Below are 25,992 nucleotides of genomic sequence, written 5' to 3'. Positions count from 1 at the left end.
CGAACAAGAATAAATTGCGGGAGCCGGGCCATGTCCGAACTGCGTCAAGAATGCTTGTGGGAATGCGTCACCGTGCCAAGCGTGACCGTCCAGGCCCTGGCGGGGGAACACCACGCCGATGTCTGCGTGATCGGCGGCGGCATTACCGGGTTGTCAGCGGCCATTCACCTGCTCGAGCAGGGTAAGTCGGTGATCGTGCTGGAGGCCTGGAAGGTGGGCCACGGCGGCTCTGGCCGCAACGTCGGGCTGGTCAATGCCGGTACGTGGATTCGCCCAGACGACGTTGAAGCCACCCTGGGCCAGAAGCAAGGCAGCCGGTTGAATACGGTGCTGGGTCAGGCTCCGGCCGATGTGTTCGCCATGATCGAACGCCTGGGCATCGACTGTCAGGCACGGCACCAGGGCACTCTGCACATGGCACATAACGCCACCGGCATCGCCGATCTGCAGGCCCGCCACGAGCAGTGGCGACGGCGTGGTGCCGATGTCGAACTGCTGACCGGCGCACAGTGCCAGGAATATTGCGGTACCGACAAGATCGCCGCCGCCTTGCTCGACCGCCGTGCCGGCACCATCAACCCGATGGGCTACACCCAGGGCCTGGCAGCTGCCGTGGTGCGCCTGGGCGGCAAGCTGTTCCAACAGTCCGCAGTTCAGGGCCTGACGCGCGAGGGCGACGGCTGGCGTGTGCAGGCCGCACGCGGTTCGGTTCGCGCCGAGAAGGTGGTGATCTCCACGGGCGCCTACACCGAAGGGGACTGGAGCAACCTGCAAAAGCAGTTCTTCAAGGGCTACTACTACCAGGTTGCCTCCAAGCCATTGCATGGCGCGCAGGCCGACAAGATACTCCCTCACGGCCAAGGCTCCTGGGATACCCGCACCGTGCTCAGCAGTATTCGCCGCGATGACCAGGGCCGTTTGCTGCTCGGCAGCCTGGGCCGGGTCGACAACAAGCCCGCGTGGTTCGTGCGCAGTTGGGCCGACCGTATCCAGCGTCACTACTATCCTGCGCTTGGCAAGGTCGAATGGGACATGCACTGGACCGGCTGCATCGACTTTACGCCCGACCACCTGATGCGTCTGTTCGAACCCGCCCCTGGGTTGGTGGCGGTCACCGGCTACAACGGGCGTGGCAATACCACCGGCACCGTCATTGGCCGGGCGTTCGCCGAGTTTCTGTCAAAAGGGGAAGCAGCCAGCCTGCCGATACCGTTCTCGACCATGAAAGGCGTGAGCGCGACCTCACTGCGCACGGCGTTCTATGAGTCCGGATTCTCGCTGTATCACGCCGGCCAGTGCCTGCGCGTGGTGCTGTGAGGCAACGCCCCACACCGGCAGGTGACGCGTCATTTGTGCAGCCAGCTCAGGAAACCGCCTTTCCTGATGGAAACAGGCTTGTGCAGGAGTAGCGATTCGCGACCCTGACGCCGGACGCGTTGCAGTTTGCTCAAGGCGGTCTGCACATCGCCATGTTGCTGCAGATACGCCTTGACCCGTTGCTTGTCGATGCGATACAGCAGGCAACTGGTCAAGGTTCTGAACTCCACCAGCGAGTCGTCTTCATCAACGAGCCCGTCGATGCCCAGTACTTCACCTGGGCCCATGCGTCCGGCCTCCAGGCGCTTGCCATCCTCCAGCACCGCCGCCGATACAACACCTCGCCCTATGATCAGCACGTGCTCGGACTGCTTGCCCACCTCCAGAATCGTCGTATCAGCCAGGTACTCGACGGCGGTCATGTGCTGGCTCAGTGTGTCACGCTCTTCATCACTCAGGGCGCGGAACACCCGTACCTCGTCCAGCACCTCCCGTTGACGACTGCGCGGCGGCATCGTCAGGTCCTGGTTCCAGAGCACCCCGTTCGCTTCCAGGTGCCGGTGGGCCAGGTCGAACAACTGGTTGCGCGTAGCGTTCTTGCCACTCATGTCGGCGATGAAACCGCTGGCTTCGTATTCCACCGAATCGAGCGTCGAGGTTTTCACGGCTACCTTGGGGGCGGGTGTGGAAAGGATCGCACGGGTACCGCGCAGCGCCTTTTCCAGCGCATCGAACACCTTGCCAGGGCGCACGCTGGCAGGCACGACCACGCTGATCGACACCCCATGCACATCAGCCGGACGGCTATGGTTGAGTAAGCGGGCCTTGGCAGCCACGGAGTTCGGGATGACCGCCAGGCTGCCGCTGCTGGTGAGCAGCCGGGTAGCACGCCAGTCGATGTCCAGCACCTTGCCCTCCGTGCCATCGATGGAAATGGCGTCACCAATCTGATAGGGCCGCGTGGTGTTGAGCACGATGCCGCTGAACACGTCCGCCAGGGTGCTCTGCAAGGCCAGGCCGATGACGATGGCCATCACCCCCGATGTGGCCAGCAGCCCCTTGACGGGCAATTGCAGTACATAGCCGGCCGCCGCCACCACGGCAGCGATGAAGATCAATGCGCCGAGCACATCCTGCAGCAAGCGGCCGCCGTGGCTGCCGCGCGCCACCAGCAACAGGCCGAAAACCACCGTGACGGTGCGCGCGCCAAACAGCCACCAGGCGATGGCAAGCACGGTGGCCAGCAAGTTGCGGGCAACGTCGTCGACCCAAGGCGCGGGCTGCAGCGGGCTCATACCCGCAGCCACCAGCACCAGGCTGAAAAGCAGGAACAGGGTCAGCCGCGTGGCTATTCGCCAGGCATGGCGCTGGGCCGGAATCAGGTGCCAAACGATCAGGTCAAGCAGCAACAGGGTGGTACCGAGCAGCAGTGGGGACGACTGGATGAACGCCAGCATGGTGGTCTCGGGGCAGGGATGGGCTGCGGGTAGTAATAGAGCAGGTTCATGCAGGAGGCAATGGGCACGGCGCTGCAGTTAATGGCGCTGAACCATCGTTCACAAAATAGAACGCTAAAGCCAAAAAACACTATCTACCGCCGATAACTGGATGATTTTAATCTTCTCCCATCAACGCGAAACACCCTACTTACTGCAAATCACGACTACTGGAGTAACCGCCATGACTCAATTCAAATACAACCGCCTGAACAAAGACGACGCTGCCGTTCTGCTGGTCGATCACCAGGCTGGGCTGCTGTCGCTGGTGCGCGATATCGAGCCCGACACCTTCAAGAACAATGTGCTGGCCCTGGCGGACCTGGCCAAGTTCTTCAACCTGCCGACCATCCTGACCACCAGCTTCGAGCAAGGCCCCAACGGCCCACTGGTGCCAGAGCTCAAGGCCCTGTTCCCGGACGCGCCTTACATCGCACGTCCTGGCCAGATCAACGCCTGGGACAACGAAGACTTCGTCAAGGCGGTGAAGGCCACTGGCAAGAAGCAACTGATCATCGCAGGTGTGGTCACCGAAGTGTGCGTGGCCTTCCCGGCCCTGGCCGCCCTGGAAGAGGCGTTCGAGGTGTTCGTGGTGACCGACGCGTCCGGCACTTTCAATGCCATGACCCGCGATGCCGCCCACGACCGCATGAGCCGTGCTGGCGCCCAGCTGATGACCTGGTTCGGCGTAGCCTGCGAACTGCACCGCGACTGGCGCAACGACGTCGAGGGCTTGGCCGCGCTGTGCTCCAACCATATCCCTGACTACCGCAACCTGATGACCAGCTACAACGCGTTCAACGCCAGCAAGTAACCCCACCGCCGCGGGCACCCCGGCCGGTGCCCGCAGGGCCGCACACCTCGATAACGTTCAGCCCGTCCCCTGTTGCCCAGCGGATGCGGGCAGGCTCAGCCCAAGGAATGCAGATGAACACCGCCGCCCAAGACAACCGCAATGTGGTTACCCTGGTGATCCAGCACAAGGTCCGCGCCGCGTCACTGAGCGACTACGAAGTGTGGCTCAAGCACGCGGTAAGCACCGCCCGCCGCCAGGCGGGGCACCTGGACGTCAACGTCATTCGACCCGACCAGGGCGGTCTACACTTCACCACCGTGGTCCGGTTCGCCAATGCCGACTTGTTGCAGGCGTGGGTCAATTCAGCAGAACGCCAGGCGATGATCCGGGACGTGCTGCCGCTGCTCGACGGTGGCGACAGCCCTCAGGTCCATGAGGACCCGGAATTCTGGTTCACCCCACCTGGCACCGGCGCCGTACCACCACCGCGTTGGAAACAGGCGGTGCTGACGTACCTGGTGATCTGCCCGATGACGTTGGTGGTCCCGCACCTGCTGGTCCCGCTCTTCGAACGTTTTCCACAGCTGGCTGGGCCGGTCAGAGGCACCCTGATCGGTAACCTGTTCGTCATTCTGCCTGTGGTGTTCTACATCATGCCCTGGGTCACCCGCCGTTGCGCCCATTGGCTGCGCGGCTGAACAAGCCCTTTTCCACATACCGCTAGGAGATACCGATATGAGCACGTTCCAAACGCGTGATGGCACCTCGATCTATTTCAAGGACTGGGGTACTGGCAAGCCGGTGCTGTTCAGCCATGGCTGGCCGCTGGATGCCGACATGTGGGACACGCAGATGGAGTACCTGGCCAGCCGCGGCTACCGGGCCATCGCCTTCGACCGCCGTGGCTTTGGTCGGTCGAGCCAGCCGTGGACCGGCTACGACTATGACACCTTCGCCGATGACATCGCGCAACTGATCGAGCACCTGGACCTGCATGAGGTCACCCTGGTGGGCTTTTCGATGGGAGGCGGTGATGTCAGCCGCTATATCGGTCGCCACGGTACCGGGCGGGTGGCCGGTCTGGTGCTGCTGGGAGCCGTGACGCCTGTGTTCGGCAAGCGCCCAGATAATCCGGACGGGGTGGATCTGTCGGTGTTCGAAGGGATCGAGGCCGGGTTGCGGGCCGACCGCGCTCAGTTCATCGCCGACTTCGCTGCCCCGTTTTACGGGCTTAACCAGGGCCAGCAGGTGTCCCAAGGCGTACAGACGCAGACCTTGAACATCGCGCTGCTGGCCTCGCTCAAGGCGACGTTGGACTGCGTGACGGCATTTTCGCAAACCGATTTCCGTCAGGACCTGACCCAGGTCGATGTGCCGACCTTGGTGATTCACGGCGATGCCGACCAGGTCGTGCCTTTCGAGACCACCGGCAAGCGCGCGGCGCAGCTGATCGCCGGCGCCGAGCTGAAAGTGTATGCCGGTGCGCCGCATGGGTTTGCTGTGACCCATGCGCAACAACTAAACGAAGACCTGCTGGCGTTTCTCCAGCGTTGAGCCAGACGGGCAGGCGGCGTCGCCACGCCGCCGCTGCGCCTGACGTATGAATTTGCTACCCATTCCAAGGAGGCCCCATGGGCGCTGATCTGATTCTGTTCAACGGCAAGCTGCACACCGTCGACCGCTAGAACCCCAACGCCACCGCCGTAGCCATCAAGGACGGTCGTTTCATCGCCGTGGGCAGCGATGCCGAGGCCATGGCCCACAAAGCAACGGCCACCCAGCTTGTGGACCTGCGCCAGCGCACCGTCATTCCCGGGCTCAACGACTCGCACCTGCACCTGATCCGCGGGGGCCTCAACTACAACCTGGAGCTGCGTTGGGAAGGGGTTCCGTCGGTGGCCGATGCCCTGCGCATGCTCAAGGACCAGGCCGCACGTACGCCGACCCCGCAATGGGTCAGGGTGGTGGGTGGCTGGAACGAGTTCCAGTTCGCCGAAAAACGCATGCCCACCCTTGAGGAAATCAACCAGGCTGCGCCTGATACCCCTGTGTTCCTGCTGCACCTGTACGACCGGGCATTACTCAATCGTGCAGCGCTCAAGGCTGTGGGCTATGACAAGACCACGCCCAATCCACCTGGGGGGGAAATCCAGCGTGACAAATTCGGCAACCCGACGGGCATGCTGATCGCGCGGCCAAATGCCATGATTCTCTACGCCACGCTGGCAAAAGGCCCCAAGCTGCCTCTCGAATACCAGGTCAACTCCACACGCCAGTTCATGCGCGAACTGAATCGATTGGGGCTGACCAGTGCCATCGATGCCGGTGGCGGCTACCAGAATTTCCCGGACGATTATTCGGTGATCCAGGAGCTGGCCGACAACGGTCAGCTCACGGTGCGCATCGCCTACAACCTGTTCACCCAGAAGCCCAAGGAAGAGCTGGACGATTTCCGCAAATGGACGGCCAGCGTCAAGTTGCACAGCGGCACCGATTTCCTGCGTCACAACGGTGCAGGCGAAATGCTGGTGTTCTCGGCTGCCGACTTCGAAGACTTCCTGGAACCGCGCCCGGACCTGCCGCAGACCATGGAGCAGGAACTGGAGCCGGTGGTGCGACACCTGGTCGAGCAACGCTGGCCGTTCCGCCTGCATGCGACCTATGACGAGTCGATCACGCGCATGCTCGATGTGTTCGAGAAGGTCAACCGCGACGTACCGTTCAATGGCTTGCCGTGGTTCTTCGACCATGCCGAAACCATCACGCCCCGCAACATCGAGCGGGTACGCGCCTTGGGTGGCGGCATTGCCATTCAGGACCGCATGGCCTTCCAGGGCGAGTATTTCGTCGACCGCTATGGCGCCCAAGCGGCGCAGCAGACGCCGCCGATCAAGCGCATGCTGGAGATGGGTGTGCCAGTAGGGGCGGGTACCGATGCGACTCGCGTGTCCAGCTACAACCCGTGGACTTCGCTGTACTGGCTAGTCAGCGGCAAGACCGTTGGCGGCATGGCGCTGTATCCCGAAGGACTGAGCCGGGACACGGCCTTGCAGCTCTTCACCCAGGGCAGTGCCTGGTTCTCCAGTGAGCAGGGCAAGAAGGGGCAGATCAAGGTCGGTCAGCTCGCCGACCTGGCGGCGCTGTCGCTGGATTTCTTCTCGGTGGAGGAAGAGGCGATCAAGGGTATCGAGTCGGTGCTCACCGTGGTGGACGGCAAGGTCGTGTACGGCGCCGCCGAGTTCGACACGTTAGGGCCACCCCAGGTGCCGGTGTTACCTGAGTGGTCACCGGTCGCCAAGGTGCCTGGCCACTGGCGCGTGGGCACCCCCTCGCTGGTCGGCATGGCACACCAGTGCTCGGGCCCGTGCGGTGTCCACGCGCACAGCCATGAAAAGGCCCGGCATTCCAGCGTGCCGGTCAATGACTTTCAGGGGTTCTGGGGCGCGCTGGGTTGCTCGTGCTTTGCGTTCTAGGCCCGATTCTGAGGGCTGTGCAGCAGCCCCAGCATTTCAGATACAACGCGCAAGGTTTTGAACGGCTTAGCGTCCCATGGCGACATTCCGATAGACAGGTTGGGGGCCAAAGCACCCGGTTACCCGCAGCCGCTCACTGTCTTGTAACTGAAGCGGCGGGACAATGTCGGGCGCCCGCCATGAACCTTACCGGTTCGAACCTCAAGCCATGTCGCAAAGCGCAAATTCGTCCGCCAGGTGATCGATCAATGCACGCACCGAGGGCAGCAAGCCGCGTCGTGAGGGAAAGATCGCATGCACGATGCCACTGCGCGGGTACCAGCCTGGCAGCAACTCCACCAGGCGGCCTGCTGCCAGGTCGTCACGCACAGCCACGCGTGGCAGGTGCGCAATGCCGATACCCGCAACCACGAAGTGGCGCAGGGCAAACAGGTCGTCGGTGACCATGCGCGGCGTGTGCGGTATGACGATGCTCTGGTTGTTGTCACCGCCCTGGGACAGCTCCCAGTGATACTCCCGCTGGGCGCTGCCCCAATGCAGGCTGGGCAGCGCGCCCAGCAACTGAGGATCGAAACCGTCTGGCAATTGCGCCAGGTAGCGAGGATGGCCCACCAGACACTGGGTGCTGTCGCTCAGTACCTTCATCACCATGTCCGTGTTTTCCAGCGGCGGAAAACGAACACGCAGGGCGATGTCGAAGCCTTCATGCAAGAGATCGACGCGTCGGTTGGTGCTTTCGATGAACAGCTCCACCTGCGGGTACTTGAGCATGTAGCGCGTCAACATCGGCCCGACCCAGGCGTTGAGCAGGGTGGTCGGGCAACTGATACGCACCAGCCCTCGGGGCTCGCTGCGGTTGCGCTCGATGATCTCGGCAGCACCCTCGGCTTCGACGCGCATGGCAAGGCAACGGTTGTAATAGGCCTGGCCGATCTCGGTCAGTGCGAAGTGGCGGCTGGTGCGCTGCAGCAAGCGCACGCCCAGACGCTCTTCGAGGTCGGCAATGCGTCGGCTGAGTTTCGACTTGGGCATGTTCAGCGCCCGACCCGCCGGGGCGAAGCCACCGTGCTCGACCACTTGGGTGAAGTAGTAGAGTGAGTTGAGGTCTTCCAAGAATGCGTCTCCACAGAACCCGCCAAGGGCGGCCTGCGCAGTTTAACGTTCCTGGCGGCTGGATGGTGGATCTGGCGCTTGGGGCGCGGAGCGCGCTCGGGCCCGCCCCGCCCCGGCCCGAGCGCCCGTGCTGGTTCAGTTCTGGACGCTTTGCACCGAGCCGCCATCGACCCGCAGGTTGCTGCCATTGATGAACGAAGCCCGCTCCGAAACCAGCAGCGCGATCGCGGCCGCGACCTCTTCAGGCTTGCCTCGACGCTTCTGCACGATGCCGGGCCGTTCCTCTTCGAGGAAGCTTTCGATAGCCTCCTCGAAGCTCACGCCTTTCTCTTCGGCGCGCTGTTTCATCATGCCATCGGTCATGTTGGTTTCGATGAAGGCCGGCGACACCGTGTTGCACAGCACCCCATGCGCCGCCTCTTTGTAGGACAGGTTCTTGATGAACGCAGCCAGTGCGGCCTTGGCGACGTTGTACACAGCCTCTTCCCAGTAAGGCTGCACGGCATTCTCGGAGGTGATGCACACCAACCGTCCCCAGCCTCGCTTGCGCATCGCCGGAAGGGTGGCCCGCGCCACCCGCACGGCGGTGAAGAAGTCGGTATCCCAGGCTTCCTGGTAGTCCTCGTCCTTCATTTCCAGCGGGTCACCCTTGGCGCCCGTTACCCCCGTGGTATGCACCACGATGTCCACCTGGCCAAAACGCTCTTCGGCTTGCCGGACCAAGTTGTTCACCTCGTCCTGGCGGGTCATGTCCGCCGCTATGAGCAAGGGCGCGCCACCCAACGCCTTGACGGCATCTTCGAGCTTACCTTGGTCGATGTCCGTCAACACCAGCTTCACACCTTCCTCGGCCAGTAGGCGAGCGGTGGCCAGACCAATACCGCCAGCTGCGCCGCTGATCAGGGCCACACGGTTTTTCAAACCTAAATCCATCAACGATCTCCCAGGGAAAGTTCAGCAGCGATAGGTCTTGCGAAATCAAGCATCGGCTCGGCCAATGCCTGAGGGGTCTGGTAAGGCATCAGGTGCCCCGCACCAGGCAGGGTAAGCACAGTGCTGTTAGGGAAGTGCGACAAGGTCGTCCGTTGCTGCTCTTGGGCGTCGGGCACCTGCTGGTCATCGGCGCCGCAGATCAGCAGGGCCGGATAGGCCAGCAGGCCGATGCGATCGCTCCAGTCCTCGCGGCTGCCATGGTCGACCCAGGCACGCCAGGCGTCGAGGTTGACGGCCTGGGCGTCGGCGATGGCGACTTCGCGCAGGGCATCGGGCAGCCTGTGGTAGCTCGAGTCGTCGACGAAGGCTTCGGCTTGCTCCCGGCTGGCGGTGTAGGCCCGTTGCTGGTCGCGGTCTTCATCGCTCATCGGCTGGGGGCCAGGGGGTGATGGGGCGACCAGGATCAGGCCCTGAAGGTAGTCCGGGCGGCGAGCGGCCAGCACGACCGCGACTTTTCCGGTCATCGAGTGGCCAACAAGGATGCAGTGCTTGAGCCCAAGCTCCCGGATGCTCGCATCGACCTGGTCGGCCATTTCGTCGACCGTATAGCCGGTGACGTCATTGGCGTCGCCGTATCCGGGTGTGTTCAGGGCGATGCAGGCATGCGTACGGTCCAGGTAAGGGAGGGTGGCGGACCATGTTCGGTGCGAGCCGCCCAGAAAATGCATCAACACGAAGGTAACGGGACCGCGGCCTTGCTGGCTGTGTGGGAGCATCGAGCACCTGAAATCGTTCGCTTTATAGATGGAAAGCGAAGCGGCTGGGGAAGTTCATTCAGGCGCTGCGGGCACTGGGCAGCATTGTTTCTGCGGGGTGGGCATCCAGGTTTCCTTTCAGCCACCCCCAGGACGGTACTGCAGGGCCTCGGCCAGATGCGCCCGGCCAATCGCCGTGCATCCCTCAAGGTCTGCCAGTGTCCTGGCGACCTTGAGCAATCGGTGTGCTGCTCGCAGCGACAGCGTCAGCCGTTCACAGGCGCCTTCCAGCCAAGCCTGATCAGGTGCTGCCAAGCTACAGTGCTGGCGCAGCCCGTCCAGGTCGAGGAATGCATTGGCGCACCCTTGCCGACGCTGTTGCACGTCCCGGGCGTGCGCGACCTGGAGGGCGACGTCGGCACTGCTTTGCCCGCAGGGCCGATTGTTGAGTGTGGTGCTCTCGCGCGCCACGGTCAGGTGCAAGTCGATCCGGTCCAGCAGCGGGCCTGACAGTTTATTGCGATAACGGGAGATTTGTTCGGTGCTGCAACGGCATCGCCCTGTGGGGTCGCCCAGGTAGCCGCAGGGGCAGGGGTTCATGGCGGCGACTAACTGAAAGCGGGCAGGGAAGCGCACTTTATCCCGCGCCCTGGCGATCACGATCTCGCCAGATTCCAAGGGTTCACGCAGCACTTCAAGTACCCGGCGCTCGAATTCGGGCAACTCGTCCAGAAACAGCACCCCGTGGTGGGCCAAGGTGATTTCCCCGGGCTGCGGCCGGCTTCCGCCACCCACCAGCGCAGGCCCGGAGGCGGAATGGTGAGGATGGCGAAACGGTCGCTGTGGCCAGCTGCTCAGCGGGGTGTGGCCGCTGACCGACTGGATGGCGGCGACTTCCAGGGCTTCATGCTCATCCAGCGGTGGCAGCAGGCCCGGCAGGCGGCTGGCCAACAAGGTTTTGCCAGTGCCCGGCGGCCCGGTGAAGAGCAGGTTGTGCGCCCCGGCAGCGGCCAGTAGCAGCGCGCGTTTGGCGGCCAGTTGCCCCTGCACCTCGCTCAGGTCGGGATAGGGGCGAGGGTCCAGGAGCAAGCCATTGGCGGCATAGGCAGGTAGCGGTACCTGCCCGTTCAGATGGGCCACCAGCTCCAATAGATGGCCGACGGCATACACCACCAAACCGCTGGCAAGGCTGGCTTCCTCGGCATTTTCACGGGGTACTACCAGCGCTCGGCCAGCCTCGCGTGCGGCGAGTGCTGCGGGCAAGACGCCCTGCACCGGCCGCAACGTGCCCGACAGCGCCAGCTCGCCCAGGCATTCGAGCTCGGTCAGGGCACCAACGGGCACCTGGGCGTCGGCCGCCAGGATGCCCAAGGCGATGGCCAGGTCATAGCGGCCACCGTCCTTGGGCAGGTCGGCGGGTGCGAGGTTTTGCGTGATGCGCCGCGCAGGGTAATTCAAGCCACTGTTGACGATGGCACTGCGCACGCGGTCCTTGCTTTCCTTGACCGTGGTTTCGGGCAAGCCGACTAATGTGAGATGAGGCAAGCCATTTGCTAAATGGGTTTCGACGCTGACGGCCGGGGCCTGTACGCCTACCTGGGCGCGGCTGTGGACAAGGGCTAAAGACATGGGCGCTCCATTCGCTGCCAAGACCGCTTCCTGCGGATGGACCAAGCATAGCGAGCCAGGATGGCGGTGGGGGTACCAGTGTGCTTCTGATCATTTCCGCCTAAGTAGCGCCTGGAAATGGATCCAATAGCTTTGCGCAGCGACCTTCTTTGGCTTAGTGTTGTTCAAGCAAACCACCGATGCCATGGGATGGCACCGCTTCGACCTTGAAATGGACTTGAGGTATTGCGCTGTGCAAACGCTCACCCACACCCGTGAGGTTATTCGCGAACTGGTTCAGACCAATGCGTTCGTCGAGCTCAACCGCTATTTCGATTCCCTGGAGGCCCGCTGGCACCAAGCCCCTCCGGGTGAGTTCCCAGCTTACCTCTCAGCTGTCGAGCGCCATCTGCTGATCGACCCGGACCAGGGGGACAGAGCGCTGAGCCAGGTCCTTCGGGCCTGGATCGATGCCTGCCCCAGGGCCTATCACCCGCAGGTCGTCATGGGCTTCTATTGCCTCAACCGTGCCTGCCAGGTGGACCAGGGCGGCGCCCGCACACCGGCACGCTGGCTGGCGATAGAGCAAATGTGCGAAACCGCCACTGCCCATTTACTCAAAGCCCTGGCCCGTTCGGAGCGACCGGTTGCGGCCTCCATAGGCTTGCAGTTGCTCAGTGCCAGGTTCCGCGAGCCGGGCTGGCTGATGGAGCTGTTCAATGAACAGCCTGCCCGCTTCAGGCCCAGTGCACGTGCGGATGTAGAGGTGCAGGAGGCTGCGGCGCCGTATTTGGTCAGGCATGGGGTGATGCCCTTGGCCGAGCTGCCTCGGATGTTGCCCGATGGGCTCGCGCCGCGCACCGAGCGCCAGGAACCGCAGGCCTATTGGCTGAGCCAGGCATTGGCCGCACGGCCGGGCTGCTTCGAGGCCATCAAGGCCCATGCGTTGTATCTGTTGCAGGACCGACGTGGGCAAGTCGAGTCCGTCGAACGGTTGGTCAACATGCCGTCCTGCCAGGGCTGGAGCGAGCCGTTGCGCAATGCGCTGCGATGGATGGCCGTCGAGGCACGCTTGAAGCTCCCCAGTACCGAGCGCCCAAGCGCCGTGGCCAAGTACCAGCAGTTGTTCGACGACTGGGCTGTGCGTCCCCTACGGCCCAGGGAGACTGCCGTAATGCTGGCATGGCGCGGTGCATTGCAGGCGAGCGTTTTACGCGATCACAACCAGGCACTGGCCGATTTTACCCAGAGCCTTGCATGCCCTGCCGACTTGGGCGGCATTCAGGCACTGGGGCCGCCGCTTCGACATTTGATCATCACGGCTTTGACGAGCACGCCCGCGCGCGAACAGGCATTGCTCAATACCGCGATCCTTCGCCTGAGCGATGGCCGCTCTCACGCCGCTGCCTGTGCGCTGCGGGCCGCGGGTCATCACTTTGGCTTGTGGGGCCTGGCGCGCAGCGGCGATCAAGCCAAGCGCTGGCTGGCGATTGCGATCAAGCGCCAGCGGGCGGGCCAGGCGCCGGGCCTGAAAATCCTGGAACTGTCCCGCTTGCTCTGGTCCTACGGTCGGCATGAGGTCGCCTACTTTTTGCTTCAGGGCGGCGCCGAGCAAGCCCTGTCAGGTGCGGCGTTGAGCCTGTTCGAACTGCACCAGGGTGAGTGGAACGATACCCCTGGGCGATATCTGGACCGTGAAGTGGCTGAGCAATGGTTGCTGCGCGCCGTTCAGACGGGCAGTCGCCAAGCCAAATACCGGTTGGCCTGCCTGCAGATGCAAGGGGGGACGAACTTTGGTGATCGAGACAAGGTGCTTGAGGTCAGGTGCCTGTTGATAGACGCCCTGGGCAATGCTCAGACCAATGCCTGCGCACGGTTGCACCTGGGCATATTGCTGCGCCAGTTTGGCCAGCCGCGTGAGCGAGCCGAGGCGGTCGCCTACTTGCTCAGCCTGGTGGAACACCCGGACAGCGCTATTGCGGCGCGTGCCAGTGCCGAGCTGGGGCTTGCCTGGATGCAGGGGCAAGGTACACGCAGGCAAAGCCGCTACGCAGCCATCGAGTGGGTGACCCACGCGGCGAGTCTGCGACCTGGCGACACTGCCATCGAAGACATTCACGCCGAAGTCCTCAATTCGCATAACAGGGTACGCACCCTGTTCACGCAATACGGTGCTGCATTGTTCCGGGGCACCCTACGCCCCAGCGAACTGCCGCCCAAACCTGGCCTGGATCGACCGGCCCGCAGGCTTGAAGCGCGCTGAAACCTGATAAGAGGCTGATTCACTCAGCCTGGGCGTCAGCGTTTAGCTTCCAGGCGCGCTTCGAGTTCGGCGACTTGTTTTTCCAGCGCCTCCAGGCGAGTCCGGGTGCGTGCCAGCACCACCATCTGACTATCGAATTCCTCGCGGCTGACCACGTCGAGCTTGCTCAAAGCGCCCTGCATCAGGGCCTTGAACTGGCTTTCCAGCTCGGCCCGAGGCTGGGTGTTGTCGCTGCTGAACAGGCGCGAGGCCTGGTCGCTCAGGGCATCGAGAAGGGCTTTGGGCGCGAGCATCAAGGTATCCACCAGTGTCGGGAAATGGTGGCCAGTGTACCACGCACCCCGGTGTCTCCAATGACGAGGCGGCGTTGCACATTTTTCGCGCAATGGCAGAGTCGGCCTCGCACCGTATGAGTGCACAGGCTGGGTAGTGGCGATGGGCCAAAGCCGTGCAATGTGACCAAAGGTCTGATTTTGCTGGCTTTCACAAACCTGGCAAGGTTTCTGCAAAGTGCTAAGCGAGCCATGCACTGATGCAGTTCCTTGTGACCAGGCAGTGCGCATGCCGACGACGCGTTACAAAAGGCAACCGCTGCGCTTAGACTTGAGACGGGTTTGTTTTCCTGGGGCAAGTCCACCAAATCGGGAGAGAGTTTCATGAAGCTAGTCACAGCCATCATCAAGCCGTTCAAGCTGGACGACGTGCGCGAGTCACTGTCGGAAATCGGCGTGCAGGGCATCACCGTCACCGAAGTCAAAGGCTTCGGGCGTCAAAAGGGTCACACCGAACTGTATCGCGGTGCCGAATACGTGGTCGATTTCCTGCCCAAGGTGAAGATCGATGTTGCCATCGATGACAAAGACCTGGATCGGGTAATCGAGGCCATCACCAAGGCTGCCAACACCGGCAAGATCGGTGACGGCAAGATCTTCGTGGTGAATCTGGAGCAGGCGATCCGCATCCGTACCGGCGAGACCGATACCGACGCGATCTAAGCAGCAACACAAGCCTCACCAAACCCAACGCCCCAGGAGAAAACAATATGACTCTGCGTAAGATCGCAGGGCTAGGAGCCCTATTGTCCTTCGTCATGCCAGGGCTTGCCCTTGCAGAGGAGGCCGCGCCAGCACTCAACTCCGGCGACACCGCCTGGATGCTCACCGCCACGGCGCTCGTGCTGTTCATGACCATCCCAGGCCTGGCGCTGTTCTATGGCGGCATGGTGCGCTCGAAAAACGTGTTGTCGGTGATGATGCAGTGCTTCGCCATCACTGGCTTGATGAGCATTCTCTGGGTCGTCTACGGGTACAGCATGGCCTTCGATACCACCGGTATGGAGAAGGGCGTTCTCAACTTCAATTCCTTCGTCGGCGGCTTCTCCAAGGCATTTCTCAGCGGCGTGACGCCTGACAGCCTGACCTCGGCCACGGCGCTGTTCCCCGAAGCGGTGTTCATCACCTTCCAGATGACGTTCGCCATCATCACACCGGCCTTGATCGTGGGCGCCTTCGCCGAGCGCATGAAGTTTTCGGCCATGCTGGTGTTCATGGGCATCTGGTTCACCCTCGTGTATGCGCCGATCGCCCATATGGTGTGGAGCGGTGACGGTGCCCTGATGTGGGACTGGGGCGTGCTGGACTTCGCGGGTGGCACCGTCGTGCACATCAATGCCGGTATCGCAGGCCTGGTCTGCTGCCTGGTGCTGGGCAAGCGCAAAGGCTACCCGACCACACCCATGGCACCGCACAACCTGGGCTACACGCTGATGGGCGCGGCCATGCTGTGGATCGGCTGGTTCGGTTTCAACGCGGGTTCGGCGGCTGCGGCCAACGGCACTGCAGGCATGGCCATGCTGGTCACCCAGATCGCCACGGCTGCTGCGGCGTTGGGCTGGATGTTCGCCGAATGGATCGGTCACGGTAAGCCCAGTGCGCTGGGTATCGCATCGGGCGTGGTCGCGGGCCTGGTCGCCATTACGCCGGCAGCGGGCACGGTGGGGCCGATGGGCGCCCTGGTCATCGGCCTCGCATCGGGCGTGATCTGCTACTTCTGCGCCACCAGCCTCAAGCGCAAGCTCGGCTACGACGACTCCTTGGACGCATTTGGCGTACACGGCATCGGCGGTATTGTCGGCGCCATTCTGACCGGTGTGTTCGCAGCCCCGGCGCTGGGCGGCTTCGGCGCGGTCACCGATATCGGCATGCAGGTCTGGGTGCAGGCCAAGGGCGTGATTTTCACCGTGGCCTACACCGCCATCGTCACCTACATCATCCTCAAGGTCCTGGACCTGGTGATGGGGCTTCGGGTCAACGAAGAAGAAGAAGCCGTTGGTCTGGATCTGGCGCAGCACAACGAACGCGGCTACAACCTGTAACAACGAAGCTGCAGAAATATGCCCGGCTTGCCGGGCATTTTTTCGTCTTGTGGTTGGGGTCGGCCTGGCCAGGCGTCCGGGGCATGGGCTGGCATGTGGCTCACCTGCTGCCTTTTTTTGATCACTTGCCCAGTATTTTCAGGCGCGCAAACGGTTTATCCCGCCTGTTTGTGACACGGGTACAAAACTTACAAAAGTTGGGGCATTCATGGCGCTTTGCTTTTTCTGCGAGCGCGCTAGAATGCGCGCCGAAGGGTGTTGGATCATGCATTCATCACCCCTGCCAGCCTTTGCCAGGCTTGCTAAAAAAGCGCGTGGCCCAGCAGGGGTCACAGGTTTTGTGCGGCACTGCCACGTGCAGGCCCACCAGGGTACAGCCGTCCGTCAGATGTGTTGGCCCAAAGGCCGAGGTCGAACCCACGGCCAGTGGAATTTTCGCCAGGCGCTGCCGGTCTACGGCTGCACTGGTCTCTAACTAACCTGCTTTTGCACGTCATGAGGTAGAACATGAGCGACGACGATCTGGAAAATGATGACCTCGAGGTCGGTGATGAAGACGAGGCTGACGACGGCCTGGAAGCGGCTGCCGATGATGTTGCAGAAGACGCTGGCGACGACGACAGCAGTCCTGCACCCGCTGCCAAGGGCAAATCCAAGGCGGCTGTCTCGGTAGACGAGATGCCCAGCCTGGAAGCCAAGCAAAAGGAGCGCGATGCCCTGGCCAAGGCCATGGAAGAGTTCCTGTCGCGTGGTGGCAAGGTTCAGGAAGTCGAGGCCAACGTGGTCGCCGACCCACCCAAGAAGCCGGACAACAAATACGGCAGTCGCCCTATCTAAGCGATGCCCTCGAAAAACCCGCCGTCGCTGCGGGTTTTTTTATGCCTGGTTTGCGCGGCGAGGTGCTGTCGGCGAGGTCATTGCCAGCGAGCAAGCACCTCGTGCAGGTGCGACAGGCGCTGAATTTCGGCATCGGGCGCTTGTTCACCGACCCATGCCTTGGCCTGGGGGTTGAACCAGACAGCGCGCAGCCCGGCGCGCTGAGCACCGGCAATGTCATCGCGAGGATGATCGCCGACGTGCACCGCTTCGCTGGCAGGCACGCCGCTGCGCCGCAGGGCCTCTTCAAACGGGGCAGGGTCGGGCTTGCCGATACCCAGGTCCTCCGCGCACAAGGCGAAGCGGAAATAGTCGGCCAGCCCCAGCCGGCTGACATCGGCATTGCCATTGGTGATGACGCCCAGGGCGTAATGCTGGCTCAGCAATTCCAGCATCGGCTGGACTTCCGGGAAAATCTCGACCTTGTGCCTGGCCTGCAAGAACACCTCGAACCCCTGTTCGGCCAATTGTTGCGCCTGCGTCTGGCCGTAGCCGACATCTTCGAGGGCGCAGGTCAGCACGCGGCGGCGTAAGGCGCTTATGCGGTGCTTGAGCTCGGGTTCTGCCAGGACGATCCGTTCACGGATGGCGAACAGATGTTCGACAGGCACGTCGCCCAGCAACGGGGCATTGGCTTGAAGCCAGTCGCGCAGCACAACCTCGGCACTGGCAATGACCGGCGCTGTGTCCCACAGAGTATCGTCGAGGTCGAAGGTGATCAGCTTGATGTTCATCAGTCGGTGCCTTTGCTGCGTTTGGCCCTGGGATGGGCGCTGTCGTACACCGTTGCCAGGTGCTGGAAATCCAGGTGCGTATAGATTTGCGTCGTGCCGATGTCGGCGTGTCCGAGCATTTCCTGTACAGCGCGCAAGTCCTGGGACGATTCCAGCACGTGGCTGGCGAAGGAATGGCGAAGCATGTGCGGATGCAAATGCTGGCCCAGCTCGCGTTCTCCGGCCACCCTGACCCGCTGTTGCACGGCGCGTGGGCTGATGCGATTGCCTTGCCGAGTGATGAATACGGCGCGATCCCTGGGGTTGCCGGCGCCACGCACGCGGTACCACGCCTGCAGCGCCTCCCGCGCCTTGCGCCCTACCGGCAGCACGCGGGCTTTGCCGCCTTTGCCCAGCACCTGTACCAGGCCACCGGCCAGGTCGACATGGTCGAGATCAAGGTTGGTCAGCTCCGAAAGGCGCAGGCCTGAGGAGTAGAACAATTCGAGGATGGCTTGATCGCGCAGGGCAATGAAATCATCGTCCACGCCGCCATCGAGCAGTTGCAAGGCACGGTCGGTGTCGAGCACTTTAGGCAATCGACGCTCCCCCTTGGGAGCGCTCAGGCCATTGGCAGGATCGTGCTGGCAGATCTTTTCGCGGTTGAGGTAACGGTACAGTCCTCGCACCGCCGATAGCAGCCTGGACAGACTGCGCGAAGACTGGCCCTGGTGATGCTGGCGCGCAATCAACTGGCGCAGGTGCTGAATCTGCAAGGCTTGCCAGCCCCCGATAGCCTGCTCGCTGCAGTAGGCCATGACCTTCTCCAGGTCCCGACGGTAGCCCACAAGCGTGTGCTCGGAAACCTGGCGCTCATTGCGCAGGTGTGCGCAGTAAGCCTCCAGCTGGCGCTCCATCAGCGCACCGGGCGCAGGCTTTGGCTGACGCGGGGGACCACACGGCCCAGCACCTCGGCGATATAGCTCAGGAACAGCGTGCCGACACTGCTCTTGTAATGCTGCGGGTCGCGGCTACCAATGGCCAGCACACCATGCAGCCCCTGGTGCTCCAGGGTCGCCACTGCGCTGGAGCCTACGTCGCGGCGTTGCTCCTCACCGAACAGAAACGCCAGCTCGTGGTCACGCAGGCTGCCGCTGACGGTCTTGCCGCTACCGAGCAGCGGGCCGATCGCTTGCTGGGCTTCGGCGTTGCTGACCCAGCGCCCCACGGGCGCCACGTTGTCGCCAAACAGGATCAGGCTGACGAAAGGCACCTGGAACTCCTGACGCAGGCTGTCTTCGACGACCATCACCACGTCTTCCAACGTGGTGGCGTCGAGCAAGTCCAGGATCAGGCGTCTGGTCTTGTCGAACAACCGATCGTTGTCACGGGCCACGTCCATCAACTGCGAAAGGCGGTGGCGCATCTCGATGTTGCGGTCGCGCAGCAACTTGAGCTGGCGCTCGACCAGGGAAACACTGTCACCGCGCTGGTGTGGAATGTGCTGCTCGACCAGCAGCTCATCATGCTCGGTGAAGAAGGTCGGATGAGCACGCAGGTAAGCGACCACCGCTTCGGCATCGAGCTCAGCGGCTTGCTGGGGTATATCCTTGGGGTGATCGGTCATGACGGTTACTCGCTTAAAATCGAACCTGTCCTTCGTAGACGCGTACGGCTGGGCCGGTCATCACCACCGGCTTGCCTGGCCCGGCCCACTCGATATGCAAGCGCCCGCCCGGCAGGTCAAGGGAGACGGGCGAGTCCATCCAGCCCTGGCTGATGGCAGCCACGGCAGCTGCACAGGCCCCGGTACCACACGCCTGGGTTTCCCCAGCACCGCGCTCCCACACGCGCAAGTTGGCGCGGTGGCGGTCAATGACCTGCAGGAAGCCGGCATTGACGCGCTGGGGGAAGCGCGGGTGGTTTTCGATCTTCGGCCCCAGCTGATGCACAGGGGCACTGACCACATCGTCCACGCGCAGTACGGCGTGAGGGTTGCCCATGGACACCGCTGCAATCGAATGCACCTTACCGTCCACCTCCAGCGGGTAGCTCACCGACTGCGCGTCGGCGACGAACGGGATGTCGGCAGGGACGAAGCGTGGCGGGCCCATGTCGACACTGACCTGGCCGTCGTTCTGCACGTCCAGCACGATGATGCCGCCCTTGGTTTCCACACGTATGCGCTTCTTGGCGGTCAGGCGCTTGTCGAGCACGAACCGCGCAAAGCAGCGTGCACCATTGCCACACTGTTCAACTTCGGAGCCGTCGGCATTGAAGATACGGTAGCGGAAATCGACTTCCGGGTTGTTTGGCGCCTCGACGATCAGCAACTGGTCAAAGCCGATGCCCGTGTGGCGATCGCCCCACTGCTTGGCGTGCTTGGGCTGGATGTGGGCATGCTGGCTTACCAGGTCCAGGACCATGAAGTCGTTGCCCAGCCCATGCATCTTGGTAAAACGCAGCAGCATGGGCTTACTCCGGCAGCAGGCTTTCGCCAGCGTACAATTCGGCGATGGTTTCGCGGCGGCGTACTTCGAAAGCCTGGTCGCCGTCGACCAGTATTTCCGCGCAACGGCCACGCGTGTTGTAGTTGGAGCTCATCACGAAACCATAGGCGCCTGCTGACTGAACGGCCAGCAGGTCACCTTCGGCAAGGTTCAGGACTCGGTCCTTGCCCAGGAAATCGCCGGTTTCGCAGATCGGACCGACCAGGTCATACGGACGACCTTCGCCCTCACGCGGCTTGACTGCACAGATGCCCATCCAGGCCTGGTACAGGGCTGGGCGGATCAAGTCGTTCATGGCCGCATCGATGATGGCGAAGTCCTTGTGTTCGGTGTGCTTGAGGTACTCCACACGGGTCAGCAGCACGCCAGCGTTGGCCACGATATAGCGCCCCGGCTCGAACACCAGTGCCAGGTCCCGATCGCCCAGGCGCGTGCGAATAGCCTGGATGTAATCGGCTACCAGCGGTGGTTCTTCGTCGCGGTAGCGCACGCCGATCCCGCCACCCAGGTCCAGGTGGCGCAAGTGGATGCCGCACTCTGCGAGGCGGTCGACCAGTACCAGCAAGCGGTCCAGCGCATCGAGGAAGGGCTCCACGGTGGTCAGCTGCGAACCGATATGGCAATCGACCCCGACTACGTCCAGGTTGGGCAACTGAGCGGCCCGCACGTAGATGGCCTCTGCATCGGCGATGGCGATGCCGAACTTGTTTTCCTTGAGCCCGGTGGAAATGTACGGGTGGGTACCTGCATCCACGTCCGGGTTGACCCGCAGCGAGACGGGCGCGACCTTGCCCATTTCGGCGGCCACCTGCTGCAAGCGCTCCAGCTCGTCGGTGGACTCGACGTTGAAGCAATGCACGCCCACTTCAAGCGCACGACGCATGTCTTCGCGGGTTTTGCCCACGCCGGAAAACACCACGCGGTCGGCGCGCCCGCCAGCAGCCAACACGCGCTCGAGTTCGCCACCTGAAACGATGTCGAAGCCTGCACCCATGCGCGCCAGTACATTGAGCACGCCCAGGTTCGAGTTGGCTTTGACGGCGAAGCAGACCAGGTGTTCACACCCTTGCAAGGCATCGGTGTAGCTGCGGTACTGGGCCTCGATGTGGGCGCGCGAATACACGTAGGTGGGGGTACCGTGCCGCTCGGCGATCGCCGACAGGGACACCCCTTCCGCGAACAGTTCACCGTCGCGGTAATTGAAGACGTTCATCCGATTCCCTTATTGCTCAGGCGACTGCTCAGGCTCGGACTGCAGCGTGTCTTGCTGCTCCTCGGTCTGTGCTGACTTGGCTTTGGTCTGGTGCTGGTGCGCCGAGTGGGCGTCTTTGCGGTCCTTGCCGTCATCGGGCAGGTACAGCGGGCCTTTCTGGCCGCATGCAGAAACGAGGCAGGCAACAGCGACCAGCGCCGCGAGGGAGGAAATCAGGCGCTTCATGGATGAAATCCTTAGAAAAATGCAGTATTGAGCCCGAGTATACCGAGCGACCGGCGGCTTGCCTATGCAAGTACCGGCCCGCCGGGCAGGCTATTCTTGGTGCCGACCTGCACCTGTTTGCCGTCAGGGCTGCATTGCGAGCGAAGTGGCCTGCAAGGACCCTGGCTAAACCTTTGCATTCATCGGCCAGCGCCCGTATCGTGCCCGGCTTGCCTGTCACGCCGCCAATTTCGAGGTTCCTGCAATGAGTTTGAGTGAAGCGCGTTTCCATGATCTGGTCGACGCTACCCAGCAGGCGCTGGAAGACCTGTTCGACGAAAGCGGGCTGGACCTGGACATGGAGAACTCCGCTGGGGTGCTTACCGTCAAGTTCGAAGGTGGAGCCCAGCTGATCTTCAGCCGCCAGGAGCCTTTGCGCCAGCTGTGGCTGGCCGATCGGTCAGGCGGCTTCCACTTTGACTATGACGAAGAGAGCGGCAAGTGGGTGTGCGAGAAGAGCGAAGAGCTGCTAGGTGAAATGCTTGAGCGCATCGTGTGGGAGCGAGCCGGCGAAAAGCTGGATTTCGACGACATCTGACATGAGCAATGCACCCGTTCGGCCCCCCAAGCCGCTTTACAGCAACGTCAGCCCAGCGGTGCCATCGCCGTGCATCAGCATCTGCCGCCTTGACGAGCAGCGCGTGTGCACCGGCTGTCATCGGCATGTGGAACATATCCGCGAATGGCGCTCTGCCGATGACGAGCGCCGTCGGCAGATCTGCCGCGAGGCCACTGCGCTTCGCGACCGTAAGGCACACTGATAGCAAGGGCTTGAGTATTTGCCCCGCTGTGGTAGTGTCGGGGCTTGCGTCGATGACGCCAAAGCATTCGAAAACCCCGCCTTTGGGCGTAATGCTGGTCACTTAGGGCTGCACAGCAGCCCCAACAATCTCAAGTGAACAGCACTACGCGCTCAGGGCGGGGTTTCGCTTTATCTGTGCATCGAAAAACTGCCTGTTCAAAGGAGTCTGACTGGATCATGAGCACCAAGCCTTCCCTTATCCTCACCCGTTTGGATGTACAACGTCTGGAGCGTCTGCTCGATAGCCTCGACGAAAGTACCCCTGGCGTGCTCGCGCTCAGCGGCGAGCTCGACCGTGCCGAGCAGGTGGTAGGTCATGATGAGGTACCGGCAGGTGTGGTGACCATGAATTCGCGCGTGCATTGCCGCGAGCAAGCCAGTGGCAAGGACTACCACCTGACCTTGGTCTACCCCAAGGATGCCGGGCCAGACGGCAAGGTCTCGGTCCTGGCGCCCATCGGCTGTGCCTTGCTCGGGTTGTCGGTGGGTGAGCAGATCGACTGGCCGGCGCCAGGGGGCAAGACCCTCAAGCTGGAGTTGCTGGAAGTCGAGTACCAGCCGGAAGCGGCGGGCGATTTCGACCTTTAGTGCTTGCAACGCACCGCTGGCGCGCCCAGTGCCTAAGCCTGGCTCGCCAGCACCTGCCGTAGCCCCTCATTCAAGGCCTGCTCAAGCGTCCGCTTGTAGTTCAGGTAGACCTGCGTCGTGGCCTGGTGGCCATCGGGCAACCCGGAAACATCCAGGTCGGTGATGTAGCACCGATACTGGCCCGCATTTCGCCGTTGGGCGATGATTTCCCGGGCCACCACGCCATACAGGCTCGGCCCATGGTCGAGCTCGGAGAACTCCTGCTCTTCGCAGAACAAGGTCACGTGCGTGGCACCGTCGGCGTCGGCGTGAAGCATGGCCTGGACGTCGTAGTAGGGCTGCGCGTTCCCCGCATCCGGTGCCGCCCGCTGCTCCAGGCCCCGTGCCCTGCCTGATCCAGACCCGAGCAGCTGCGCGTACACGATGCCCAGGCGTGCTGCTTGCCTTGCACCATAAGGCAACTGCGCCTCGCGTCGTCGCAAGACCGATGCCAGAAAGCGTTGCAGCGGCAGCAGAAGATGAGGTTCGTCCTGCAACGGCACGCGCTCGTGCCACAAGGCGTTGCATTCATCCAGCACGTAGAGCTCGGCCCAGTTGTCGAATAGTCGATAGAAGACCTGAACGCAGTCGCGGCGGGCTTGCTCGAGCACAAGGCCCACATCGGTGTCCGCCAGGGCATTGGCATCCAGATACACAGGGCTGTAGGTGCTGCGCGCCTGGCCCAGGAACGCGAGTAGCGCATCATGATCGTCCAGGCTTGTGAGGACGACCTTGCCCCCAAGCCACTCCAGCACATGAACCTGGTGCGCCACTTGCACCAGGTAACGGCCAGGGGCCTCCTGTGCGTGCAACTGCCGCGCGGTCTGGAAGAGCTCGGCGACACGCTGACTGATGGCCTGCGCCCGGTGCTGGGCAAAGCAGTGCGCCCGCACGTTGGGCCAGCCGCTTGCCTGTTTCGGCAGGTTGATGAAGTCGCGCAGGCATCGCATCAGCGCGTGCTCGCCGTCGTAGCGGTGTACCAGCACTTCGTTCCAGGAGTTGACCGTGACCTGGTCCACCGTCAATACCAGGTTTTCCCGCAGGCCACCGTAGCTGAGCGAGTCGGTACGTTCGGTGGTCAGCAGGATATCCAGTTCACGGTGGTGGGGCAGTGGGTCGATGCCCACGTTGATCAGCAGCAGCACATCGTCGGCAGCGCTTGGCTGCAATAGCTTCACCTCGCTGACGGCCAGCAGCGGCAACACGATGAGCTGCTGCAGGCTCGCGAGCAGGCCCTGCAATTCAGGCTCTTTCAGATCGCTGATGCCCGGATGAAGCGCCAGTCGTGTGTGGCTGTCTATCACGCCATTGCAATGGGCCCAGACCAACAGTTCCACAAGGTGCCAGCAGCGCTTGATCGGGTTGGCGAGTTCCATCTCATGGCCATGCAGGTTACCGCTGTAGAGTGCCCAGGGGTGGCTGCCTGGCGCTCTGCGGCTGGGTGATTGGGCCAACGTCACGGTTTGTTCGGCCAGGTCGCAAGCACGGTCGCCCTGGAGGATTTCCACCTTGTCTGCACGGCGTTCGAATGCCGCTTGCAGACGCCGCCCCAACAGGCTGAGCTCGCGCAGGTCAGCGCGACTTGTCGCGTCGTGAGCGCGTGCGAACTGCACCAGAAACCGGTAGCTGCGGCTGAGCTCGGCCACCCGTTCGCGGCGCTCCAGGGTAACCTGGTGCACCCCCCAGCCAGGGCGACCATCGAGCATGGCCAGCTGCGCGCCTCCCCATCCCCATGCGTCGGTCAGGCTGCGCAGCAGGCGGCGTTGCCAGCCCTCGGCGCGCCCCTGTTCGCTGAGCTTGCCGTTCACTTTCAGGTACAGGCTGCGCCGCACCAGTTCCAACCGAGCCAGCTCACCGCGCTGTATCAGGTAGCGCTCGATCCGTCGGTAGACCATGACGTAAGGATCGAGACGGTCAAGGTCGAGCTGATTGGCGAACACCGCTTGCTTGTAGTCAAGGCTCAGGCACCGCACGGTGGGGTATTCGCTGGCATAAGCTTCGGCCAGCAGCAACTTGAGCAAGGACTTGTGAGGGGCATCGATACCTTTGAACAGCTGCCAAAGCCCGGCGCCAATGAATTCGTGGCCTGGGATCTGCGCCAGGTGGCCCAGATCGAGCGCTTCCCCAGGGCGTACGAAACGCTTTGCCAGCAGGGCCTGGGCGTAGGCCGGGTAAGCGAACTCCTGATCGGGCGGCACCAACCACCACAGCGGCGTCCGTCCTGCCAACCAGAGGGCCGTGCGGTAGAACTCGTCCAGCAGAAGATAATGCTGCGTGGTGCCGCAATCGTCGGTGCCGAGTTGGCCTGTGCGCTGGCCTTGAGCGAACGCCTGGGTGTCAATCAGGAAGAAATGCGTATCGGCGCCCTGGCTCGCGGCCCAGGTCTCCAGCAACTGGCATTTACGCTGCAGTGACTCCAACGCTTCGTGCTCCAGGTCGCTGGTATGGCATACCCACACATCGATGTCGCTGTCCTCAGCCTGGGCAAGCGTGCCCAGGCTGCCGATTAGAAACAGCCCGTCGATGGACCGTGCAGAGGTGTTGTCGCGGGCTTTGTAGCTGAAAGCACGTGCCAGGCGCTGGGCTTCGAATACCTGGTCGCCGCTTGGCTCGAAGTCGCAGATCCCTGCCGGCGTCATCGACGAAACATAGCCGGGCAATAACGGATGGTTCACATGGAACAGCACTGGCAGCGCGGTCAGCACCTGCTGCTGGCGGGGGGACAAACCGGCCATTGCCCGCTGCAGGCGGCCTGCGTTGATCTGTAGGTAGCGCCCGCGCAAGGTGGCCAGCAGCTTACGGTCGATCCCGTTGTCCAGGTCCAGTTGGATCTCGTCGGGACAATTCATTTTGCGCTCA

At 62.7% G+C, this 25,992-nt stretch carries 24 protein-coding genes and 1 pseudogene; 12 read left to right on the top strand and 13 right to left on the bottom strand.

The window, feature by feature from the left end:
- Positions 1–30: 30 nt before the first annotated feature.
- Complete coding sequence (locus ACF8R3_RS16545; RefSeq protein ID WP_196126271.1) at positions 31–1,317, top strand: FAD-binding oxidoreductase; 1,287 nt, start codon at positions 31–33, stop codon at positions 1,315–1,317.
- A 29-nt stretch (positions 1,318–1,346) separates the two neighbouring features.
- Here the strand turns inward: ACF8R3_RS16545 and ACF8R3_RS16540 are convergent, their stop codons facing one another.
- The gene (locus ACF8R3_RS16540) at positions 1,347–2,774 is read right to left on the bottom strand and encodes a mechanosensitive ion channel family protein (RefSeq protein WP_058602797.1); all 1,428 of its coding nucleotides are present in this window, start codon (positions 2,772–2,774) and stop codon (positions 1,347–1,349) included.
- Between the two features lie 223 nt (positions 2,775–2,997).
- Between ACF8R3_RS16540 and ycaC the strand changes: the two genes are divergently transcribed.
- From ycaC to ACF8R3_RS16520, 4 genes and pseudogenes are all read left to right on the top strand, one after another.
- Positions 2,998–3,627: an isochorismate family cysteine hydrolase YcaC gene (gene ycaC, locus ACF8R3_RS16535; RefSeq protein ID WP_023532859.1), complete on the top strand. Its 630-nt coding sequence runs from the start codon at positions 2,998–3,000 to the stop codon at positions 3,625–3,627.
- A gap of 113 nt (positions 3,628–3,740) precedes the next feature.
- Positions 3,741–4,307, top strand: coding sequence for an antibiotic biosynthesis monooxygenase (locus ACF8R3_RS16530; RefSeq protein WP_392515901.1), 567 nt, complete (start codon positions 3,741–3,743; stop codon positions 4,305–4,307).
- A gap of 37 nt (positions 4,308–4,344) precedes the next feature.
- Positions 4,345–5,163 (top strand): alpha/beta fold hydrolase, encoded by an 819-nt coding sequence (locus ACF8R3_RS16525; RefSeq protein WP_058638855.1) that lies wholly within the window; start codon positions 4,345–4,347, stop codon positions 5,161–5,163.
- A gap of 77 nt (positions 5,164–5,240) precedes the next feature.
- Positions 5,241–7,082 (top strand): annotated as a pseudogene (locus ACF8R3_RS16520) (amidohydrolase).
- A gap of 201 nt (positions 7,083–7,283) precedes the next feature.
- Here ACF8R3_RS16520 and ACF8R3_RS16515 read toward each other — a convergent pair.
- From ACF8R3_RS16515 to ACF8R3_RS16500, 4 genes are all read right to left on the bottom strand, one after another.
- The gene (locus ACF8R3_RS16515) at positions 7,284–8,195 is read right to left on the bottom strand and encodes a LysR substrate-binding domain-containing protein (RefSeq protein ID WP_197844302.1); all 912 of its coding nucleotides are present in this window, start codon (positions 8,193–8,195) and stop codon (positions 7,284–7,286) included.
- A 135-nt stretch (positions 8,196–8,330) separates the two neighbouring features.
- Positions 8,331–9,128, bottom strand: coding sequence for an SDR family NAD(P)-dependent oxidoreductase (locus ACF8R3_RS16510; RefSeq protein ID WP_144963932.1), 798 nt, complete (start codon positions 9,126–9,128; stop codon positions 8,331–8,333).
- Positions 9,128–9,904, bottom strand: a complete 777-nt coding sequence (locus ACF8R3_RS16505; RefSeq protein ID WP_392515900.1) for an alpha/beta fold hydrolase — start codon at positions 9,902–9,904, stop codon at positions 9,128–9,130. The genes ACF8R3_RS16510 and ACF8R3_RS16505 overlap by 1 nt, the downstream gene beginning before the upstream one ends.
- Positions 9,905–10,021: 117 nt before the next feature.
- The gene (locus tag ACF8R3_RS16500; protein ID WP_058638859.1) at positions 10,022–11,512 is read right to left on the bottom strand and encodes a YifB family Mg chelatase-like AAA ATPase; all 1,491 of its coding nucleotides are present in this window, start codon (positions 11,510–11,512) and stop codon (positions 10,022–10,024) included.
- 232 nt (positions 11,513–11,744) lie between these two features.
- Between ACF8R3_RS16500 and ACF8R3_RS16495 the strand changes: the two genes are divergently transcribed.
- On the top strand, positions 11,745–13,754 hold the full coding sequence (locus tag ACF8R3_RS16495; protein ID WP_392515905.1) for a DUF4034 domain-containing protein: 2,010 nt from the start codon (positions 11,745–11,747) through the stop codon (positions 13,752–13,754).
- A 35-nt stretch (positions 13,755–13,789) separates the two neighbouring features.
- Here ACF8R3_RS16495 and ACF8R3_RS16490 read toward each other — a convergent pair whose 3' ends face one another.
- The gene (locus ACF8R3_RS16490) at positions 13,790–14,047 is read right to left on the bottom strand and encodes an accessory factor UbiK family protein (RefSeq protein WP_058602805.1); all 258 of its coding nucleotides are present in this window, start codon (positions 14,045–14,047) and stop codon (positions 13,790–13,792) included.
- Positions 14,048–14,410: 363 nt separating this feature from the next.
- Here ACF8R3_RS16490 and glnK point away from each other — a divergent pair, with 363 nt between their 5' ends.
- The 3 genes from glnK (at position 14,411) to sutA (ending at position 16,965) form a co-directional block, all read left to right on the top strand.
- Complete coding sequence (gene glnK, locus ACF8R3_RS16485) at positions 14,411–14,749, top strand: P-II family nitrogen regulator (protein ID WP_002555808.1); 339 nt, start codon at positions 14,411–14,413, stop codon at positions 14,747–14,749.
- Between the two features lie 47 nt (positions 14,750–14,796).
- Entirely contained in the window at positions 14,797–16,128 is a 1,332-nt protein-coding gene (locus ACF8R3_RS16480) for an ammonium transporter (RefSeq protein WP_058602806.1), read from the top strand.
- 507 nt (positions 16,129–16,635) lie between these two features.
- A complete protein-coding gene (gene sutA, locus ACF8R3_RS16475; protein ID WP_023532471.1) occupies positions 16,636–16,965 on the top strand; it encodes a transcriptional regulator SutA in 330 nt (109 codons plus the stop codon).
- 77 nt (positions 16,966–17,042) lie between these two features.
- Here the strand turns inward: sutA and ACF8R3_RS16470 are convergent, their stop codons facing one another.
- The 6 genes from ACF8R3_RS16470 to ACF8R3_RS16445 are packed head-to-tail and all read right to left on the bottom strand — an operon-like array spanning position 17,043 to position 21,665.
- A complete protein-coding gene (locus tag ACF8R3_RS16470; RefSeq protein WP_058638861.1) occupies positions 17,043–17,738 on the bottom strand; it encodes an HAD family hydrolase in 696 nt (231 codons plus the stop codon).
- The gene (gene xerC, locus ACF8R3_RS16465) at positions 17,738–18,634 is read right to left on the bottom strand and encodes a tyrosine recombinase XerC (protein ID WP_058602808.1); all 897 of its coding nucleotides are present in this window, start codon (positions 18,632–18,634) and stop codon (positions 17,738–17,740) included. Before xerC ends, ACF8R3_RS16470 begins: the two co-directional genes overlap by 1 nt.
- A complete protein-coding gene (locus tag ACF8R3_RS16460) occupies positions 18,634–19,344 on the bottom strand; it encodes a DUF484 family protein (RefSeq protein WP_058638862.1) in 711 nt (236 codons plus the stop codon). The genes xerC and ACF8R3_RS16460 overlap by 1 nt, the downstream gene beginning before the upstream one ends.
- A 13-nt stretch (positions 19,345–19,357) precedes the next feature.
- Entirely contained in the window at positions 19,358–20,188 is an 831-nt protein-coding gene (dapF, locus tag ACF8R3_RS16455; protein WP_058602810.1) for a diaminopimelate epimerase, read from the bottom strand.
- 4 nt (positions 20,189–20,192) lie between these two features.
- Positions 20,193–21,440 carry a diaminopimelate decarboxylase gene (lysA, locus tag ACF8R3_RS16450; RefSeq protein ID WP_392515899.1) on the bottom strand — a complete coding sequence of 416 codons (1,248 nt, stop codon included), beginning with the start codon at positions 21,438–21,440 and terminating at the stop codon, positions 20,193–20,195.
- A 9-nt stretch (positions 21,441–21,449) separates the two neighbouring features.
- The gene (locus ACF8R3_RS16445) at positions 21,450–21,665 is read right to left on the bottom strand and encodes a lipoprotein (RefSeq protein WP_058638864.1); all 216 of its coding nucleotides are present in this window, start codon (positions 21,663–21,665) and stop codon (positions 21,450–21,452) included.
- A gap of 244 nt (positions 21,666–21,909) precedes the next feature.
- Between ACF8R3_RS16445 and cyaY the strand changes: the two genes are divergently transcribed.
- From cyaY to rnk, 3 genes are all read left to right on the top strand, one after another.
- Positions 21,910–22,242: an iron donor protein CyaY gene (cyaY, locus tag ACF8R3_RS16440; protein ID WP_023532439.1), complete on the top strand. Its 333-nt coding sequence runs from the start codon at positions 21,910–21,912 to the stop codon at positions 22,240–22,242.
- Between the two features lies 1 nt (position 22,243).
- A complete protein-coding gene (locus tag ACF8R3_RS16435) occupies positions 22,244–22,465 on the top strand; it encodes a DUF1289 domain-containing protein (protein ID WP_058602813.1) in 222 nt (73 codons plus the stop codon).
- A gap of 218 nt (positions 22,466–22,683) precedes the next feature.
- Positions 22,684–23,094 (top strand): nucleoside diphosphate kinase regulator, encoded by a 411-nt coding sequence (gene rnk / locus ACF8R3_RS16430; protein ID WP_058638197.1) that lies wholly within the window; start codon positions 22,684–22,686, stop codon positions 23,092–23,094.
- A gap of 32 nt (positions 23,095–23,126) precedes the next feature.
- Here rnk and ACF8R3_RS16425 read toward each other — a convergent pair whose 3' ends face one another.
- Positions 23,127–25,982 carry a class I adenylate cyclase gene (locus ACF8R3_RS16425; RefSeq protein ID WP_392515898.1) on the bottom strand — a complete coding sequence of 952 codons (2,856 nt, stop codon included), beginning with the start codon at positions 25,980–25,982 and terminating at the stop codon, positions 23,127–23,129.
- Positions 25,983–25,992: the final 10 nt, after the last annotated feature.

The sequence above is a fragment of the Pseudomonas sp. FYR_7 genome (assembly GCF_043106155.1).
GTDB classification, from domain to species: Bacteria; Pseudomonadota; Gammaproteobacteria; order Pseudomonadales; family Pseudomonadaceae; genus Aquipseudomonas; species Aquipseudomonas parafulva_B.
Note: the sequence above shows the minus strand (reverse complement) of the source record. Positions and strands in the feature narration are given on the sequence as shown.

What these genes read in the sequence shown, in the direction of transcription:
- ACF8R3_RS16545 (WP_196126271.1), top strand. Translation starts at nt 31, where the DNA reads ATGTCCGAACTGCGTCAAGAATGCTTGTGGGAATGCGTCACCGTGCCA.
- ACF8R3_RS16540 (WP_058602797.1), bottom strand. Translation starts at nt 2,774, where the DNA reads ATGCTGGCGTTCATCCAGTCGTCCCCACTGCTGCTCGGTACCACCCTG.
- ycaC (WP_023532859.1), top strand. Translation starts at nt 2,998, where the DNA reads ATGACTCAATTCAAATACAACCGCCTGAACAAAGACGACGCTGCCGTT.
- ACF8R3_RS16530 (WP_392515901.1), top strand. Translation starts at nt 3,741, where the DNA reads ATGAACACCGCCGCCCAAGACAACCGCAATGTGGTTACCCTGGTGATC.
- ACF8R3_RS16525 (WP_058638855.1), top strand. Translation starts at nt 4,345, where the DNA reads ATGAGCACGTTCCAAACGCGTGATGGCACCTCGATCTATTTCAAGGAC.
- ACF8R3_RS16510 (WP_144963932.1), bottom strand. Translation starts at nt 9,128, where the DNA reads ATGGATTTAGGTTTGAAAAACCGTGTGGCCCTGATCAGCGGCGCAGCT.
- ACF8R3_RS16505 (WP_392515900.1), bottom strand. Translation starts at nt 9,904, where the DNA reads ATGCTCCCACACAGCCAGCAAGGCCGCGGTCCCGTTACCTTCGTGTTG.
- ACF8R3_RS16500 (WP_058638859.1), bottom strand. Translation starts at nt 11,512, where the DNA reads ATGTCTTTAGCCCTTGTCCACAGCCGCGCCCAGGTAGGCGTACAGGCC.
- ACF8R3_RS16490 (WP_058602805.1), bottom strand. Translation starts at nt 14,047, where the DNA reads ATGCTCGCGCCCAAAGCCCTTCTCGATGCCCTGAGCGACCAGGCCTCG.
- glnK (WP_002555808.1), top strand. Translation starts at nt 14,411, where the DNA reads ATGAAGCTAGTCACAGCCATCATCAAGCCGTTCAAGCTGGACGACGTG.
- ACF8R3_RS16480 (WP_058602806.1), top strand. Translation starts at nt 14,797, where the DNA reads ATGACTCTGCGTAAGATCGCAGGGCTAGGAGCCCTATTGTCCTTCGTC.
- sutA (WP_023532471.1), top strand. Translation starts at nt 16,636, where the DNA reads ATGAGCGACGACGATCTGGAAAATGATGACCTCGAGGTCGGTGATGAA.
- ACF8R3_RS16470 (WP_058638861.1), bottom strand. Translation starts at nt 17,738, where the DNA reads ATGAACATCAAGCTGATCACCTTCGACCTCGACGATACTCTGTGGGAC.
- xerC (WP_058602808.1), bottom strand. Translation starts at nt 18,634, where the DNA reads ATGGAGCGCCAGCTGGAGGCTTACTGCGCACACCTGCGCAATGAGCGC.
- ACF8R3_RS16460 (WP_058638862.1), bottom strand. Translation starts at nt 19,344, where the DNA reads ATGACCGATCACCCCAAGGATATACCCCAGCAAGCCGCTGAGCTCGAT.
- dapF (WP_058602810.1), bottom strand. Translation starts at nt 20,188, where the DNA reads ATGCTGCTGCGTTTTACCAAGATGCATGGGCTGGGCAACGACTTCATG.
- lysA (WP_392515899.1), bottom strand. Translation starts at nt 21,440, where the DNA reads ATGAACGTCTTCAATTACCGCGACGGTGAACTGTTCGCGGAAGGGGTG.
- ACF8R3_RS16445 (WP_058638864.1), bottom strand. Translation starts at nt 21,665, where the DNA reads ATGAAGCGCCTGATTTCCTCCCTCGCGGCGCTGGTCGCTGTTGCCTGC.
- cyaY (WP_023532439.1), top strand. Translation starts at nt 21,910, where the DNA reads ATGAGTTTGAGTGAAGCGCGTTTCCATGATCTGGTCGACGCTACCCAG.
- ACF8R3_RS16435 (WP_058602813.1), top strand. Translation starts at nt 22,244, where the DNA reads ATGAGCAATGCACCCGTTCGGCCCCCCAAGCCGCTTTACAGCAACGTC.
- rnk (WP_058638197.1), top strand. Translation starts at nt 22,684, where the DNA reads ATGAGCACCAAGCCTTCCCTTATCCTCACCCGTTTGGATGTACAACGT.
- ACF8R3_RS16425 (WP_392515898.1), bottom strand. Translation starts at nt 25,982, where the DNA reads ATGAATTGTCCCGACGAGATCCAACTGGACCTGGACAACGGGATCGAC.